This window comes from Microcoleus sp. N9_A1 (assembly GCF_036701795.1).
GTDB lineage: Bacteria > Cyanobacteriota > Cyanobacteriia > Cyanobacteriales > Microcoleaceae > Microcoleus.
In genome coordinates this window covers 1-14,179 of sequence record NZ_JAUBRI010000007.1, presented here as the reverse complement: position 1 = coordinate 14,179, position 14,179 = coordinate 1, and the positions used below count along the sequence as shown (strand labels likewise).

General features: G+C 47.0%; 15 protein-coding genes and 1 pseudogene. 6 read left to right on the top strand and 10 right to left on the bottom strand.

What is annotated here, in order from left to right; all coding sequences use genetic code 11:
• Positions 1 to 177: 177 nt before the first annotated feature.
• Complete coding sequence (locus tag QUA58_RS04750) at positions 178 to 1,626, bottom strand: ATP-dependent DNA helicase RecQ (protein ID WP_333393193.1); 1,449 nt, start codon at positions 1,624 to 1,626, stop codon at positions 178 to 180.
• Between the two features lie 183 nt (positions 1,627 to 1,809).
• On the opposite strand from QUA58_RS04750, the gene QUA58_RS04745 reads away from it, so the two are divergent.
• Positions 1,810 to 2,640, top strand: a complete 831-nt coding sequence (locus QUA58_RS04745) for a phytanoyl-CoA dioxygenase family protein (protein ID WP_333393192.1) — start codon at positions 1,810 to 1,812, stop codon at positions 2,638 to 2,640.
• A gap of 167 nt (positions 2,641 to 2,807) precedes the next feature.
• Here QUA58_RS04745 and QUA58_RS04740 read toward each other — a convergent pair whose 3' ends face one another.
• Positions 2,808 to 3,188 carry a hypothetical protein gene (locus QUA58_RS04740; protein ID WP_333393191.1) on the bottom strand — a complete coding sequence of 127 codons (381 nt, stop codon included), beginning with the start codon at positions 3,186 to 3,188 and terminating at the stop codon, positions 2,808 to 2,810.
• Between the two features lie 482 nt (positions 3,189 to 3,670).
• Between QUA58_RS04740 and QUA58_RS04735 the strand changes: the two genes are divergently transcribed.
• Positions 3,671 to 4,225: a M23 family metallopeptidase gene (locus QUA58_RS04735; RefSeq protein WP_333393261.1), complete on the top strand. Its 555-nt coding sequence runs from the start codon at positions 3,671 to 3,673 to the stop codon at positions 4,223 to 4,225.
• Between the two features lie 260 nt (positions 4,226 to 4,485).
• Here the strand turns inward: QUA58_RS04735 and ftsH are convergent, their stop codons facing one another.
• Positions 4,486 to 6,420, bottom strand: coding sequence for an ATP-dependent zinc metalloprotease FtsH (ftsH, locus tag QUA58_RS04730; RefSeq protein WP_333393190.1), 1,935 nt, complete (start codon positions 6,418 to 6,420; stop codon positions 4,486 to 4,488).
• An 87-nt stretch (positions 6,421 to 6,507) separates the two neighbouring features.
• Between ftsH and QUA58_RS04725 the strand changes: the two genes are divergently transcribed.
• Together QUA58_RS04725 and QUA58_RS04720 are read left to right on the top strand one after the other, a co-directional pair.
• Complete coding sequence (locus QUA58_RS04725) at positions 6,508 to 6,756, top strand: hypothetical protein (RefSeq protein WP_333256059.1); 249 nt, start codon at positions 6,508 to 6,510, stop codon at positions 6,754 to 6,756.
• A gap of 104 nt (positions 6,757 to 6,860) precedes the next feature.
• A complete protein-coding gene (locus QUA58_RS04720) occupies positions 6,861 to 7,406 on the top strand; it encodes an NADPH-dependent FMN reductase (protein WP_333393189.1) in 546 nt (181 codons plus the stop codon).
• Between the two features lie 194 nt (positions 7,407 to 7,600).
• Here the strand turns inward: QUA58_RS04720 and QUA58_RS04715 are convergent, their stop codons facing one another.
• Positions 7,601 to 7,831 (bottom strand): hypothetical protein, encoded by a 231-nt coding sequence (locus QUA58_RS04715; RefSeq protein WP_333256055.1) that lies wholly within the window; start codon positions 7,829 to 7,831, stop codon positions 7,601 to 7,603.
• Positions 7,832 to 7,963: 132 nt separating this feature from the next.
• Between QUA58_RS04715 and psb32 the strand changes: the two genes are divergently transcribed.
• Complete coding sequence (gene psb32 / locus QUA58_RS04710) at positions 7,964 to 8,686, top strand: photosystem II repair protein Psb32 (RefSeq protein WP_333256053.1); 723 nt, start codon at positions 7,964 to 7,966, stop codon at positions 8,684 to 8,686.
• 174 nt (positions 8,687 to 8,860) lie between these two features.
• On the opposite strand, the gene QUA58_RS04705 is transcribed toward psb32, so the two are convergent.
• The gene (locus QUA58_RS04705) at positions 8,861 to 9,244 is read right to left on the bottom strand and encodes a DUF4346 domain-containing protein (RefSeq protein WP_333393260.1); all 384 of its coding nucleotides are present in this window, start codon (positions 9,242 to 9,244) and stop codon (positions 8,861 to 8,863) included.
• Between the two features lie 261 nt (positions 9,245 to 9,505).
• On the opposite strand from QUA58_RS04705, the gene QUA58_RS04700 reads away from it, so the two are divergent.
• Positions 9,506 to 10,540, top strand: a complete 1,035-nt coding sequence (locus QUA58_RS04700; RefSeq protein WP_333393188.1) for a DNA (cytosine-5-)-methyltransferase — start codon at positions 9,506 to 9,508, stop codon at positions 10,538 to 10,540.
• Here QUA58_RS04700 and QUA58_RS04695 read toward each other — a convergent pair.
• The 5 genes and pseudogenes from QUA58_RS04695 to QUA58_RS04675 form a co-directional block, all read right to left on the bottom strand.
• Entirely contained in the window at positions 10,527 to 10,937 is a 411-nt protein-coding gene (locus tag QUA58_RS04695; protein ID WP_333256049.1) for a hypothetical protein, read from the bottom strand. The two genes, QUA58_RS04700 and QUA58_RS04695, sit on opposite strands and share 14 nt — an antisense overlap.
• A gap of 485 nt (positions 10,938 to 11,422) precedes the next feature.
• Positions 11,423 to 11,842, bottom strand: a complete 420-nt coding sequence (locus QUA58_RS04690) for a hypothetical protein (RefSeq protein ID WP_333256046.1) — start codon at positions 11,840 to 11,842, stop codon at positions 11,423 to 11,425.
• A 15-nt stretch (positions 11,843 to 11,857) separates the two neighbouring features.
• Entirely contained in the window at positions 11,858 to 12,148 is a 291-nt protein-coding gene (locus QUA58_RS04685; RefSeq protein ID WP_333393187.1) for a hypothetical protein, read from the bottom strand.
• A complete protein-coding gene (locus QUA58_RS04680) occupies positions 12,114 to 13,922 on the bottom strand; it encodes an aspartate kinase (RefSeq protein WP_333393186.1) in 1,809 nt (602 codons plus the stop codon). The genes QUA58_RS04685 and QUA58_RS04680 overlap by 35 nt, the downstream gene beginning before the upstream one ends.
• Before the next feature lie 47 nt (positions 13,923 to 13,969).
• A pseudogene (locus QUA58_RS04675) lies at positions 13,970 to 14,179 on the bottom strand (hypothetical protein); the annotation flags it as partial.

The following is a 14,179-nucleotide window of genomic DNA, read 5'->3' as shown; positions in this document are numbered from 1 at the left end:
TGCCAAGTGTGTAAAGCAAATATCTTCATCATAACATCTGTGAGTTAGTTGGCGATCGCACGGGTAGCGAGAAACCGGGTTTTTTCACAGCAATACTTCGTTTTTGCCCGCAGACTGGGTAAAAAACCCGGTTTCTTTGGTCGGAGTGGTTAAGTCGTTTGAGTATAATCGTCAATTCTATCGACAATTATCGCAGTGGCCGCAGCGCATTGATTTAGCTTCCTTGGCAAACCCAAAAGCTTGCAGCAAAAATTGCCACCTGCACTCGCGATGTTTGAGATATTTTGCCATTTCTTCCGCTGCAGTAAAATTTAATTTTTCCGCTTTTTGCTGTGGAGATTTATTGATCGCATAATTGAAAGGATCTTGCCAAGTTAATTGTCCGCTGCTGTGCAATATGGAAAGGGCGATCGCGCTTTCGGGAAATTCGCGAGAAACGGCTTCTATATCGCCTTTAACTGGCAGTTTTTTGGCTAACTGCTGCGCTTCTCGGTATTGCGATCGCAATTTATCTTGAAAAAATTGTGCTCTTTGTTTGTCATCGGGATAAAGCAAACCCGTAGGTTCACTAATCAACGTCAGAGCGATCGCCGATTTGCCGTCGCGTCCGCCTCTACCAATTTCCTGAATGTATTCCGATAATAGCAAAGGTGCTTGAAAGTGAACAACCCACCGCACATCCGGCTTGTTAATTCCCATCCCGAAAGCACAGGTACAAATCACAAATTTAAGACCGTTATTTAGCCAAGCTGTTTCTATGTTTCGGCGCGATTCAGGACTCAAACCTGCATGATAGGCTGCGGTTTTATAACCTGCTTCTTCCAACAAATCTGCTAAATTTTCGCTATCTTTTCTCGTGCGGACGTAGACTAAACCTGCTTGTTTTGGTCGAGCTTTGATAAAATTTAATAACTGCTGTTTGCGTCCCCTCGGTGTCCAGACAGTCTGCACTTGCAGGTGCAGATTAGAACGGTAGGGACTTAGCAAAAATGCTTCTGGTTTTTGCAGTTGCAAGACATTTTTGATGATTTTTTGTGCTTCCGGGTTGGCGGTAGCGGTGAAAGCTGCGATCGCAATTTTACTACCTTCTGGTTTAGCTTTCAACAAAGCCGATCGCACTGTTCCCAAACGGCGGTAAGCTGGTCGAAAGGTATCGCCCCACTGCACTAAACAGTGAGCTTCGTCTAATATTAAACCGTTGATTTGGATTTGCGGCTGACTGAGAATTTCCCAGACTGGTTTGCTGAGCAATGTTTCGGGAGACAAATACAGCAATCTCAACTTATTTTGTTGCAGCGATTGCATTGTTTGTCGGCGCTGCTGTGCTGACAGTTGACTGTGAAGAAGGGAAGCGGGCAAATTGCGATCGCGCAATTCTTGCACTTGATTTTCCATCAAGGCGACTAAGGGCGAAACCACCAAAGTTAAGCCTGTTTGTAACAAAGCTGGCAGTTGAAAGCAGATAGATTTGCCGCCACCTGTCGGCATAATTATCATTGTATCTTTTCCGGCCAACAAACTGCCGACGATTTCTCCTTGTGGCGGTCGAAAGTCGTCGTATCCCCAGATTTCTTTGAAGGCGGCGCGGGCTTGATTTAATAATGTTGGTTCTGGTTGGTATTTCATTTTATTTCCAAATCAGACGTGTCAATTATATCTGAGTCCGTAGGGTGCGTCAGCAAAAGTCCGATCTGTGTTTAGCAAAGATTTTATAACTGACGCACCCTACAATAACTTCCTAGTATGCAAATATCGAGCAAAATTAGTGTTAATTTAATAACAGTTAATAATTTTACTCGAATTTGAATTATGAAGGCAAGCACCTTGAGCGAAGTTTTCAGCTATCGGCAAAAGACTTGTGAGCTTTCCGATACAGCAGGGGCGGTAGAGGCGTTACATGAAGATGGTTTTGCGCTGATTCCCGGTGTGCTCGACGAGTCGGAAATGGTGGCGGCCCGGGAAGCACTCGATCGCCTGCAACCCTTCGGACTTGATGGTAGCAGTTGGAGTGAATTGAACAAACATTTTAAATGCGTGTTTAATCGCGATCGGCTGTGGCTTTCCTATGCCGATCGACCTGGTATCATTGAATTGGCAGAAGCATTGATGGGCAGCGATTGCCACATTATCGGCATGACTGCATGGAAAAGTGGGCCCGGTTACGACGGTTGGCGCGTCCACGTCGATCAGGTGTTTGTGCCACTGCCCGAAAGCGTGTTTGCTGTTAGCGGAGCCATTGAAGAAAATCGCACTTTTCAACTGCCAGTATGGATCTGTACAGCCCATTTCTATCTCAGTGACATCACAGAAGACCTCTGTCCTACCTATATTATTCCTGGCAGTCACAAATCGGGTAGAAAACCCGATCGCGGGGAAGAAACTTGGAACGGACACTCCCTAGAACCAGTTGTCTGCAAAGCTGGAGATGTGCTGTTTTTCCGCAGTGAAATTTGGCACTCTGGCGGCAGAAATACCACTGTCGATGGTAGTCGCTATATGCTGCAAGTGCATTATTCCCACCGCAACATCGCGCAGAAATTTTCGCCTTGGCCGTGGCAGTTCAATCCCGAAATTATCGCTACCGCTACAGAACGGCAACTGCGACTTTTAGGCAAACATCCTGAGTCAAATTACGGTTAAAATACATTGCTAATTTTGTTTGAGGCGCGATCGACAAATAAACGGAAAATGTCATATTTATTTGAGAGTTGGAGTTTTGGATTTGAGATTGCGATCGATTCTAGAGGCTGGTAAATCTCCGAATATCTTGAGTAATCCAAAATCCCAAATCCCAAATCTCAAATCGCCTAAGATTGACCGTCTCGGCGGCCGAGTTCGTAAACGCCGCCGCCAATACAGGCGATCGTACCCATAGATACCGCCCAACTGGTGCCCAGAGACAATTCGACGCCCCAATTGCACAATCCGCCCACAATCAAAAAGGGCAGAATGCTCAACAGCGAAGCATAAAAGGCATTTTGAGATTCTCTGGCTTGGCGGGTTCTTTCAAACTCGGTTTCTGAGGTGTAGAGGGATCTCTCGGCAAAATTCATCCAGCGGTTGAGTTGCAGGATTACCCATTCTGTCAGGGGCGACAGGCCCCAGTACAGGGCCAAAGACCACAAGGACGCACCGGCGATCGCAGTTGCGTCTATGGCAAAACTAAAGGGAAAAATTTCAGTAAGCATTGCTTGGTGTTTGTGATGAATTTGAGATTTCAGACGGCATCCAAAATCCCCGAACTTAACTATAGTGTCAAGCAAAAGCTCGATCGAATTCAACCGCAGCACGAATTCCTCGGCAAATTTTTTTTATCACCCCTGGGCATTTACCCGGAAGCCTTGACACGGGTTTTGGATCGAGTAAGATACACGTTGTTGATAAACTGATTCGCGATCGCGGGTAGAGCTCAAAGCCAATCTTGCAGCGAATTGGCATAACTTACATCTTGCACCTCAGAAACGGGATCTGGGGCCCGTTCCACAAAGAATGATTTTTTTGTGGGGTGGGCCGGAAAGCCCGCCCCTGAAAGCTTTATTGACATTGGTGCAAGAAGTGAGCCTAACAGACAACGCACACTCACACACACATTTAACTTTGAGCCGTGAAAAAAATCCTGCAAGACTCTAGAGGCCCGCTGACGGCAAAACGCTTTTTTCGTCTCAGACAGATGCTGCTGCTGGCACTTTCGATCGGCATTGTGTTGATCAGCCCTTATTTGCAGCAGCAGGTGGTCAAAGCTCAGTCAGGCTTACCAAGCAGAGTAGCGACGGGTAATTTGTGGCAAGAAGCTTCTTTTCCAGTCGAAAACTTTGAAACATACACTTCCGCCTTCGGCCCCCGTGGCGGGGATTTTCATTACGGTTTGGACTTGGCAGCCCCGGAAGGCAGCTATATCCGCAATTGGTGGGGCGGCCAAATTGTGGAAGTTTGGGAAGATGGCCGGTGCGGCACTGGTATGGTGGTGCGATCGGGAAATTGGGAACACATCTACTGTCACCTCAGAGGCCGAGTGCTAACGGCTAACGGCGGGCGTTATTATACCGATCGCGAAGGTACCTTGCAAATTTGGCAAGGTCAAACAGTGCCTGCGGGTGCGAGAATTGCCAGAGTTGGGATGACCGGCCGCACGAGTGGGCCTCACTTGCACTGGGGATTGAAGTACGGCGGCCGCTGGGTAGACCCGGCTTTGGTACTCCGGGAAATGTACGCGCAACAATCTTAAACAGTTGACAGTTGACAGTTGACAGTTGACAGTTGACAGTTGACAGTTGTCAGTTGTCAGTTGTCAGTTGACAATCATTAGCAATAATATATTGTCCGGTTAAACACTTGTCATTGCGACCGTAGAGAAGCAATCGCAGAAACATTGCGATTGCTTCGTTTCACTCCCTGCGGACATATCGTAAGTGATTAGGCGGACATGATATAACTAATGACCACTGACCACTGCCAACTGCCAACTGCCAACTGCCAACTGACTCTTTACGTTGGTGCCAACTCTTTTTTGCTCAACTCGGTGTACCGCTGGACAATTTGGCGAAATTCGTCGCCGTCGATCGTTTCTTCATCCAACAGCACTTCGACAAGTTTGTCTACCAAAGCGCGGTTTTCGCGGATAATCCGGCGAGCTTCTTCGTAGCAGTTAAAGGCAATTTCCCGGACTTGCCGATCGATCTTAATTGCCATGTCTTCGGAATACTCCGATCGCGAATTCCAGTTTTGGCCCAAAAACACCTCACTGTTCGGACTTTCCAAAGCCACAGGCCCCAAATCCGACATTCCGTAAAGCGTTACCATCTCCCTCGCGAGACTGCTAACTTTTCTGAGATCACTACCGGCACCGGTGTCGATTTCAGCATCGCCATAAATTTCGGCCTCCGCCGCCCGTCCCCCCAAAGCTACTTTAATTCGGTTTAACAGCAAAGCCCGACTCCTCAAACCTTCGCTGTCGAGCATTTCGTCGTCAAGCACAAAGCTCGTAAAGCCTTCGATGCCGCCGGAACGCGGAATAATCGTTACTTTTTCAACCGGGTCGGCATTTTTGAGCATTGTCGCGACTAGGGCGTGTCCGACTTCGTGGTATGCTGTCATCCACTTTTTCTTGCTGTCCAGCAGCGGGTTGAGGGTGAGTCCGATCGTGATCCGGTCGATCGCGTCGTGAACTTCTAAGTTAGTAATCGTGTCTTTGCGACGCCTCGCTGTGAGAATAGCTGCTTCGTTGAGCAAGTTTGCCAAGTCAGCGCCGGAAAAGCCGGGAGTGCGGCGGGCGATCATGTCTAGGGCAACTTCTGGGTCGAGTTTTTTGTTGCGCGCGTGAACTTGCAAAATCCCTAAACGCCCTTTGTAACTGGGCAAATCTACCGTTACTTGCCGATCGAACCTGCCGGGCCGCAGCAGGGCAGTATCGAGCACGTCAGGGCGGTTAGTAGCTGCAATCACAATCACGCCACTGTTACCCTCAAAGCCGTCCATTTCTGTCAGCAATTGGTTGAGAGTTTGTTCGCGTTCGTCATTTCCGCCGCCGATACCGGCGCCGCGCTGCCTTCCTACCGCGTCTATTTCATCGATAAAGACGATGCAGGGGGCATTTTCTTTGGCTTTTTTGAACAAGTCGCGGACGCGGGAAGCGCCGACTCCGACGAACATTTCGACAAATTCCGAACCGGAGATGCTAAAGAAGGGGACGGCTGCTTCGCCTGCGATGGCTTTTGCCAACATTGTTTTACCGGTTCCCGGAGGCCCGATTAACAGAACTCCTCTGGGAATTTTGGCGCCTATCGCGTTAAAGCGTTCGGGTTTTTTGAGGAAGGTTACGACTTCTTGAAGTTCTTCTTTAGCTTCTTCGATGCCTGCTACGTCGTCGAACATCACGCCGGTTTTGGCTTCCATTTGGAAACGGGCTCTGGATTTGCCGAAGTTCATGGCATTTCCTTGAGATTGGGTCGATCGGCGCAGGATTGCCATCAACACTGCCAACACAGCAAAAATCACTAGCAAGTTTACTACTAAACTGACTGCGGCGGCGTTGTCGGCTGTTTGTTTGACTTCAAAGTCAATCTTTTTGGCACGGATTTGCGAGTACAGTTCTCGGTTGTTGTAGTCGAACAGACTAACTGATTGGGTTTGATCGCTTTTTTGATTTTTTAGCCTCACCTTGGCAGTTTTTTGAGTTTCGTCTACTTCGATTTTACTGACTTGCCCTTTTTCTATGTTGTCGATCAGTTGGCTGTAACTCATGGTGTTTGGCGCGCTGTCGGCAAACACCGGGGTCGAGAGCAATATTCCTTGAGAAATCACCAAACTGCCCAGGATGCGCCAAAGATTCCGTCCTGGAATTGATTTTTTAGGATTCTGGCTCGATTTGTCTTTGTTTACAGCTAGATGCCCCAGCCATGCGTGTTTCCAAGAATTTTTCATATTGCTTTGCCCAAGGTTGAAGACTGCCAAGATTGACCGCTTGTGGTTTGTTACGTTCATTTATTTTAACAAGAGGGCGGGTGTTGAATGGGTTTATCTGTCGCTGGTATTTCAATAGGCGCTCAAGATGGCGGGTTTTTAACCGACTGCGACTCAGAAACCGGGTTTTTTACCAAATCTGTCGGCTATTACGCGTCTTTTGGTCAAAAAACCCGGTTTCTCGGCCCCCTCCCTGAACTTACGCATTGCGACTCAGAAACCGGGTTTTTTACCGAATCTGCGGGCTGCAACGAAGTATTTTGCTCAAAAAACCCGGTTTCTGGACCACATCCGTAAATCTAAAATCTAAAATCGATTGACAGTTGCCGATCGAACTTGCTACATTAATCATAGTCGTAATGAGTACGCTTTAGTCACGACAGTTATTGTTTTTAAGTTTTATGGTAAAGATTGTCGGCATTGGTGGAAGTTTGCGGGCTGGCTCCTACAGCCAGTTAGCGTTGAACGTGGCAGCAGAACGGGCGCAGGCCCTGGGCGCGGAAGTTGAAATATTCGATTTGCGATCGCTCAAGCTGCCCTTCTGCGACGGTGAGAATGATTATCTCGATTACCCGGATGTGGAAAAGCTGCGAAATGCGGTTAAGCAAGCCGACGGCTTGATTTTGGCAACGCCGGAGTATCACGGTAGCATCAGCGGTGCTCTCAAGAATGCCCTGGATTTGATGAGTTTTGAGCATTTGGACGGGAAAGTTGCGGGTGGGATTAGCGTTTTGGGAGGGCAAGTTAACAGCAACGCACTCAACGATTTGCGCGTGATTTTGAGATGGGTGCACGCTTGGGTAATTCCTGAACAAATTGCGATCGGACAAGCTTGGAAAGCTTTTAGTCCTGATGGTAAATTGTTGGATGAAAAACTGTCTGAAAGGTTCGACGAATTTGCTCGCAGTTTAGTGGAAAATACGCGGAAATTGCGAGGAATTTCGTAATTGTATTTCAGGAAAAATGCAGTCTTGGACGCAACTGGCATATTATTCGGATGCGTCAGTTGCCATAATTTCTCGATTTGAAGAGGTTTTTTCTATAGTAGAGTACCCTACAATCTGTAATGTTAACAGTCAACAGTCAACAGTTAACAGTTAACAGTTAACAGTTAACAGTCAACAGTCAACAGTCAACTGACTTAAAATGGCATATCGATCATGTCTCCGAAAGGATGGGGTACGTCGATCGGCATTCTTCCGGGTTTTGACTCATATTTGTCTATCCACTTTTTGGCCAATTCCAAAGCTTCCTCCTCAGTCTTGGCATTTTGGACGGCGACGTGGCGGTTGCCGCGGCTATCCCAAACTTCGACGTAGAATACTTTCTGGGATTGAATAATCCAACCTTTATAACTGTCTGCTGGTTCCATAGTTAGAATCCTAAAATAATCGGGCGGGGAGTTCCACTGGCGAGCTAATTGTAAATATTGCTCTGCATAAAATGAATTTTACGGGGGTTTCTATAGTATTTTTGGAAAAAAGTCAGTTTTACGGTTAACCTCATGACTAGACTCCTGAAGCAATTATTTAACTGGAGAAAATATCTCCAACCTTTGGCGGCGACGATCGCGATCGTCCTGATCGCATCGCAGATGGCGGTACTGCCGGCATTGGCGACGGGCGTATACGAAATGCCGGTGTTGTCGGCGGGCGATCAAACTTGGGTGTTTGACAAAGGCGACGTGCTCAGCCGCAGCAGCGAAAGCAATATCAGCAGCGAACTCGACAACCTGGAACAGCAAACAGGTAAACAAGTCAGGTTTGTCACCATCCACCGCTTAGACTACGGCGAAACGGCTGCCACTTTCACCGACCAACTGTTTGAACAGTGGTTTCCGGCAAAAGAAGACCAGACTAATCAAATTTTACTCGTTCTCGACACTGTTACCAACAGCGCGGCAATTCGCACCGGCGAAGGGGTGAAATCCCTGCTATCCGATGAAATTGCCCAGAGTGTAGCTGGGGAAACTGTGCAAGTGCCTCTGCGGGAAGCTAACAAATACAACGAGGCTTTGACAGAGGCCAGTTCGCGCATTGCAACTGTTTTGTCCGGTGAACCCGATCCGGGCGCGCCTGAAGTTGTTGATAACATTCAAGTTGAAGGCACGTTTAAAAAAGCTGAAGAAACCGATCAAGGCAATGCCACAGTTGTTGTGGTTGTGCTGTTGGTGTTGGCGACAGTGATTCCGATGGTGACTTATTTCTGGTATCAAGGTTTTTCGTAATCGGTTGCTGTCAGATACAATAGACTTGCATTGCATAAATCTTTGATAGCTCAACCGCAGATGACAGGCTGATACACACAGATGAACGCGGATAATTTCAAGAATAACGATCGCCTGAATGCAATGCCAGTCTAGTAAGTTGCCGTTTTGTCAATAAATTCTGGCGCGGCTGGACTAATCTTGAACGTATTCTAGATCGCTCAACAATGCAATTTCTGCCCGTACAAATTCCCGTCCCAGATAAGCCGCGTGATCTAACATTGTCACCGGGCTGGGGCGGGTTTCTTCTAGGATTTTGACGCAAAGTTCTTTGGCGGTTCTGCCGCTAAAAAGTGTGACCTCCGTGCGTTCTACTTTGCCACGGGCGGGGATGGGTTTACCAGTTTCGGGATCGACTGCGAGGCCGCGATCGTCGATGATGTTGGTGAAATGTTTGGCACAAATTAAGCTGGTTTCGCGATCGAGGTAGATGATGAAGTAGCCGCCCGGATCGAGGTCTAGGTGGCGTTTGGAGAGGTTGTCATCGATGGCTATGAGATTTTCCAAGGTTTGACTCATGGTTGGTGAAAGGAAGTAGACAATAGCTGTAATTTTTTCTGCTATTTCTAGTTTAGTCGGCTGCGGGACAAGTTTGAGAGTTTTTGGGCGATCGACATTCTCGGCGATATCTGTAGACACGGCAATGCCCTGTCCGGCGCGGGGTTTTTGTTTAAATTAGTATTTTGAACCGCAGAGAGCGCAGAGAACGCAGAGTGAAAGAACAGAGAGAAACAAAATATGTTAGGATTGGCTTGAGTAAGATTTAGTATTAAATTATAGATGAAATTTATAGATTTGTTTTCGGGAATAGGAGGCTTCAGGCAAGGTTTTGAAAAAGTGGGCTTTGAATGCGTTTTTTCCTGCGAAATTAACAGCAAATGCGGAGAAGTTTACACAGAAAATTTCGGTGAAGTTCCTTTTGCCGACATCAGTAACATCAATCCCGCCGAGTTAGAAGACTTTGATGTTTTAGTCGCCGGGTTTCCGTGCCAACCTTTTAGCATTTGCGGCAAAAAGTTGGGTTTTGAAGATACTAGAGGCACGCTCTTTTTCGAGATTTGTAAAACTATCAAAGTCAAGCAGCCTAAAGTTATCGTTCTCGAAAATGTCAAGCACTTAATCCATCACGACAAGGGAAATACCTTAAAAGTAATTATTGCCAGTCTTGAAGATTTGGGATACAGCGTGAATTACAAAACGCTGAATGCTAAAGACTTTGGAATTCCTCAACATCGTGAAAGAATATTTATTATTGCAACTAAAGGTAAACCATTCAATTTTTCTCGGCTTAAAACCCAGTTGACTCCAAAACTCAGGGAATTTTTAGACAATACAGGGGATTTTGAAATATTGGATAAATCCGAGTATACTTTAATTGAGTCTCCGAGAAAGCAAGATTCGGGACTGTTGTTTGTAGGTTACAGAAATAAAGGTACTTGGAAAACTGGCGTAAGGCCGAATACAGAACATTTATCGAGAGTTCACAGACAGCCTAATCGCATTTATTCGGTAGATGGAGTGCATCCGACTATTCCTTCGCAAGAAACATCGGGCCGGTTTTTTATCTACATTCCTGAGCAAGATATGGTGAGAAAGTTGACGCTGAAGGAATGTTACCGTCTTATGGGTTTTCCTGAAGATTTTAAAAGTTATCCGAGTGCGGGGGAAAGTTACAAGCAAATTGGGAATTCGGTTTGTGTGCCGGTGGTGGAGGCGATCGCGCAAGAAATATTAAGTCAAAATTTATTGTCAAATAAAACGAAGGAATTGCCATCTGATACACTCCGAGAATATTTCTCGTTCATTTTTCATTAAACCACTCTAGCCAATAAACTAAAATTGCTCCTGAAGTAATATCTTCTGAGGCATATTCCTCACTGTTTTGATGATAAATGTAAGCTTTCTCATCAGAAGAGTGCGGGCAGAATAAGCATACTCTCCGATCGGCATTTATATTTTGCCAAGCCAGTCTAATACTGCCTTGGTCATCTGTACCTGTAGAGCATTTTGGAAAACTGTTTCCCATGCTATCGTAGCCCTCAACAACTAACTTCATAGCTGTCCTAAAAGCATACTCAGTCGGTCTCAAAATTCCGTACTCATCCTCTTCTTCTAAATCTAAAAGCTCGATCAGACGTTCGACAGTGATTCGGAAATTCAATAAACCGCTATTGCTACTGCTATCAGTAATCTGTTCTTTCGCTACAGTCATAAGATTCAATCCCTTTTAGGCGATCGCCAGTTTTATTTTAACACAGCCTCATGCTGTGAAATTATTTGACAACTTGCTGCGCTATATTTGCGACGGTTTCCATACAATTTGAGATTGCTGTGCTAACAAATCAGCCAGCAAATCAGCCATCTCAGGGTCCTCTTCAGCATAAGGTAGACCTGCTATCTCAGCGTGAGATATAGAGTCAGGAATTACATCTAAACCTAACTCGCGAATGCCACCTACCTCAAGGCGAGCAACTCCATAACAAGTTCTGAATCTGGCAGCACATTCTTCAGGAGAACAAACACTAGCAATGTTTACAGAAATACCCTGTTCATTTTTATTTTTCCGCCAATAGTAAGCTTCAGATTCAACCAGTCCAGTATCCTCATTTATCCACGGTTTGCGAAGTAAAGCCCGGTAGACAATAGCCCTATTAGGTAGTGGTTCAAACTCTGCCTGATTACTAAATTTTTATTCGTTCATGCTTGATTAAACCACTGTAGCCGCTCGACTAATGTTGTTGCTGAAATTACCTTCTCTGAACCGTGTTCATCATTTTTGCGATGATAAATGCGAACAGGTTGCTCGTCATCGTCAATAAACGGACAAAACAAGCGAACTTTACAAGCTGGATTTACACTTGTCCAAGTCAGGCTAACACCGCCTTGATGATCTGTACAAGCTGATGCTTTTGGAAAACTGCTTCCCATCATAGAATGTGCTTCTACAACCAAATTAAGTGCTGTTTTAAAAGCAAAGTCGCTGGGTTTTAAAATGCCGTATTCATCCTCATCATCTTCGCCTTCATAAAGTTCTCCCAGACGTTTGAGAGTGATACTCAGTCCTGAGCGGCTGTAGTTGCTACCGCTATCAGTAATCTGTTCCTTTGCTACAGTCATAAGATTCAATCCCTTTTAGCCGATCGCCAATTTCATTTTAACACAGCCCCATCCTGTGAAATTTGCACTCAAAACTTCCATTGTTGACAGTCGATCGATATTTGTATGAACACGGCACTGCGGTGTCCAAATCCGAATGTATTTGTAGGGATACAGCACTGCTGTGTCCGCGATATTTGCAAGGACACGGCACTGCCGTGTCCCTACCGAAAACCGCCATACAACCACCGATCGATCGGAGGCAATCTTAATTCCCGACTGCAAACTTGTCTTAAGCTGGAACTTGGATTCTTTCGGTGCCGGCAAGTTCAAAGGCTGCGTGAATAGCCTTCAAAGCAGTTACGCCTTGTTCCTCATCCACAACGCAGCTAATTTTAATCTCGGAAGTAGCAATCATTTGAATGTTGATTTGCTGGCGGGAAAGCGCTTCAAACATCTTTGCCGCTACTCCCGGATTGGCTACCATCCCGGAACCGACTACGCTAACTTTGGCAATTTCTGTATCGACTGCTACTTCGCCCCAGCCAAATTCTGGGGCGGCTTTTTCGAGAGTATTTTTAGCAGCTTCGGCGTCAATTTGTGCTACGGTAAATGCAATATCGCGAGTTAATATGCCGTCGATATTGTGGCAGCGCTGCGACTGAATGATCGTGTCTACGCTGATATTTTCCTCGGCTAAAAGTCCGAACAATTTTGCTGCTACTCCGGGTCGATCGGGCAATTGGCGAATTGCTAGACGCGCTTGATTGAGATCCAACGCAACGGCGCGGACTGCGGGCGGTTTGTGGGATGATGAATGCAGCCCTATAGGGGAATTGGCGACATCAAATGCTTTGCAGAGTTCGGCAACGGCCCGATCGCAATCTTCAGCATCGATCGCACAACTAACTTTCACCTCGGAAGTGGAAATCATTTGAATGTTAATTCCCGCATCCGCTAAAGTCTTAAACATCTGCGCGGCTACCCTCGGACGACCGATCATTCCCGCACCCGCAATGCTAACTTTAGCTATTGGCCGCTCTTCTGCTTTCACTTCCGGTTCTCCCAATTCTGGGCGAGAATTCTTGCCGAGGGTGGGGATAATTGCATCTGCAACGGCGGTGGCTTGTTGCAGAGATTTTCGCGTCACGGTGAAGGCAATATCGTTAGTATTTCCTTCATGAATTGACTGGATAATTAAGTCTACATCGAGGTTTTGTTGGGCGATCGCCCCAAACAACCGCGCTGCTACGCCGGGGCGATCGGGCAAACGCAACAACGACACCCCCGCCTGATCCAAATCAAACTCCACCGCATCCACCGCTTTTGCGAGCTCCAAGCCCTCCAAAGGCCGGGGTTGCGGTGGGGGGGACACTACCCGCGTACCGGGGGCGTCACTCCAGCTAGAAAGCACTACCAGCGGCACGCCGTAATTCTTGGCAATTTCTACAGCGCGCGGATGCAGGACTTTTGCGCCCAAACTCGCCAATTCCAGCATTTCGTCGCAAGTGATTTCGTCCATCAATTGCGCGTCGGCAACCAAGCGCGGATCTGTAGTCAGAATTCCGGGCACGTCGGTATAAATTTCGCACCTGTCGGCCCGCAGCGCGGCGGCGAGGGCTACTGCTGTCGTGTCGGAACCGCCACGGCCCAAGGTGGTAATTTCCAATTCTCCCGCGTCGGCGATGCCTTGAAAACCGGCAACCACAACGACTTTACCGCTCTTTAACTGGGTTTGCAGCCGCGCCGGATCGATCCGCAAAATCCGGGCGCGGGTGTGGGCGGCTTCGGTGACGATGCCGACTTGGGCGCCGGTGAGGGAAATTGCGGGCTGTCCCATTTCCTGTAATGCCATGCTTAAAAGTGCGATCGAGACTTGTTCCCCAGTGGAGAGCAACATATCCATTTCCCGCTTGTTGGGATTTGCGGAAATTTCCTTAGCGAGTTTAACTAAACCGTCGGTGGTTTTCCCCATCGCCGAAAGTACGACAACGAGAGAGTTGCCGAGCTGTGCTGTTTTTACAACTCGTCGGGCTACCTCCAAAATGCGATCGACTGTACCAACCGAGGTTCCGCCATATTTCTGAACAATTAGTGCCATAGGACTTACACAAAAAGTGATGCAATAGTTGGTAAAAGTATAGTCATTTATTGCATGACATGGGAGGCGTTGAATCCCTCCCCTTTCACTTTCACTTCGAGCGGATTGACCCGCCTTGGCTGAACTACGCAGCTCCCTATCCCATTGCTAAACGCATTTGGGATTGCTTTTCTGAGGATAATTAAAGTCAGTGAAGGAGTCGCCTCCTCCACTGCTCTCCAAAACGGAACGTGATAGTTTCCCATCATTCCGCTCCT

Excerpts from the sequence above, each read along its gene's own strand:
- QUA58_RS04750 (WP_333393193.1), bottom strand. The coding sequence starts at position 1,626 with ATGAAATACCAACCAGAACCAACATTATTAAATCAAGCCCGCGCCGCC.
- QUA58_RS04745 (WP_333393192.1), top strand. The coding sequence starts at position 1,810 with ATGAAGGCAAGCACCTTGAGCGAAGTTTTCAGCTATCGGCAAAAGACT.
- QUA58_RS04740 (WP_333393191.1), bottom strand. The coding sequence starts at position 3,188 with ATGCTTACTGAAATTTTTCCCTTTAGTTTTGCCATAGACGCAACTGCG.
- QUA58_RS04735 (WP_333393261.1), top strand. The coding sequence starts at position 3,671 with ATGCTGCTGCTGGCACTTTCGATCGGCATTGTGTTGATCAGCCCTTAT.
- ftsH (WP_333393190.1), bottom strand. The coding sequence starts at position 6,420 with ATGAAAAATTCTTGGAAACACGCATGGCTGGGGCATCTAGCTGTAAAC.
- QUA58_RS04725 (WP_333256059.1), top strand. The coding sequence starts at position 6,508 with ATGGGTTTATCTGTCGCTGGTATTTCAATAGGCGCTCAAGATGGCGGG.
- QUA58_RS04720 (WP_333393189.1), top strand. The coding sequence starts at position 6,861 with ATGGTAAAGATTGTCGGCATTGGTGGAAGTTTGCGGGCTGGCTCCTAC.
- QUA58_RS04715 (WP_333256055.1), bottom strand. The coding sequence starts at position 7,831 with ATGGAACCAGCAGACAGTTATAAAGGTTGGATTATTCAATCCCAGAAA.
- psb32 (WP_333256053.1), top strand. The coding sequence starts at position 7,964 with ATGACTAGACTCCTGAAGCAATTATTTAACTGGAGAAAATATCTCCAA.
- QUA58_RS04705 (WP_333393260.1), bottom strand. The coding sequence starts at position 9,244 with ATGAGTCAAACCTTGGAAAATCTCATAGCCATCGATGACAACCTCTCC.
- QUA58_RS04700 (WP_333393188.1), top strand. The coding sequence starts at position 9,506 with ATGAAATTTATAGATTTGTTTTCGGGAATAGGAGGCTTCAGGCAAGGT.
- QUA58_RS04695 (WP_333256049.1), bottom strand. The coding sequence starts at position 10,937 with ATGACTGTAGCGAAAGAACAGATTACTGATAGCAGTAGCAATAGCGGT.
- QUA58_RS04690 (WP_333256046.1), bottom strand. The coding sequence starts at position 11,842 with ATGACTGTAGCAAAGGAACAGATTACTGATAGCGGTAGCAACTACAGC.
- QUA58_RS04680 (WP_333393186.1), bottom strand. The coding sequence starts at position 13,922 with ATGGCACTAATTGTTCAGAAATATGGCGGAACCTCGGTTGGTACAGTC.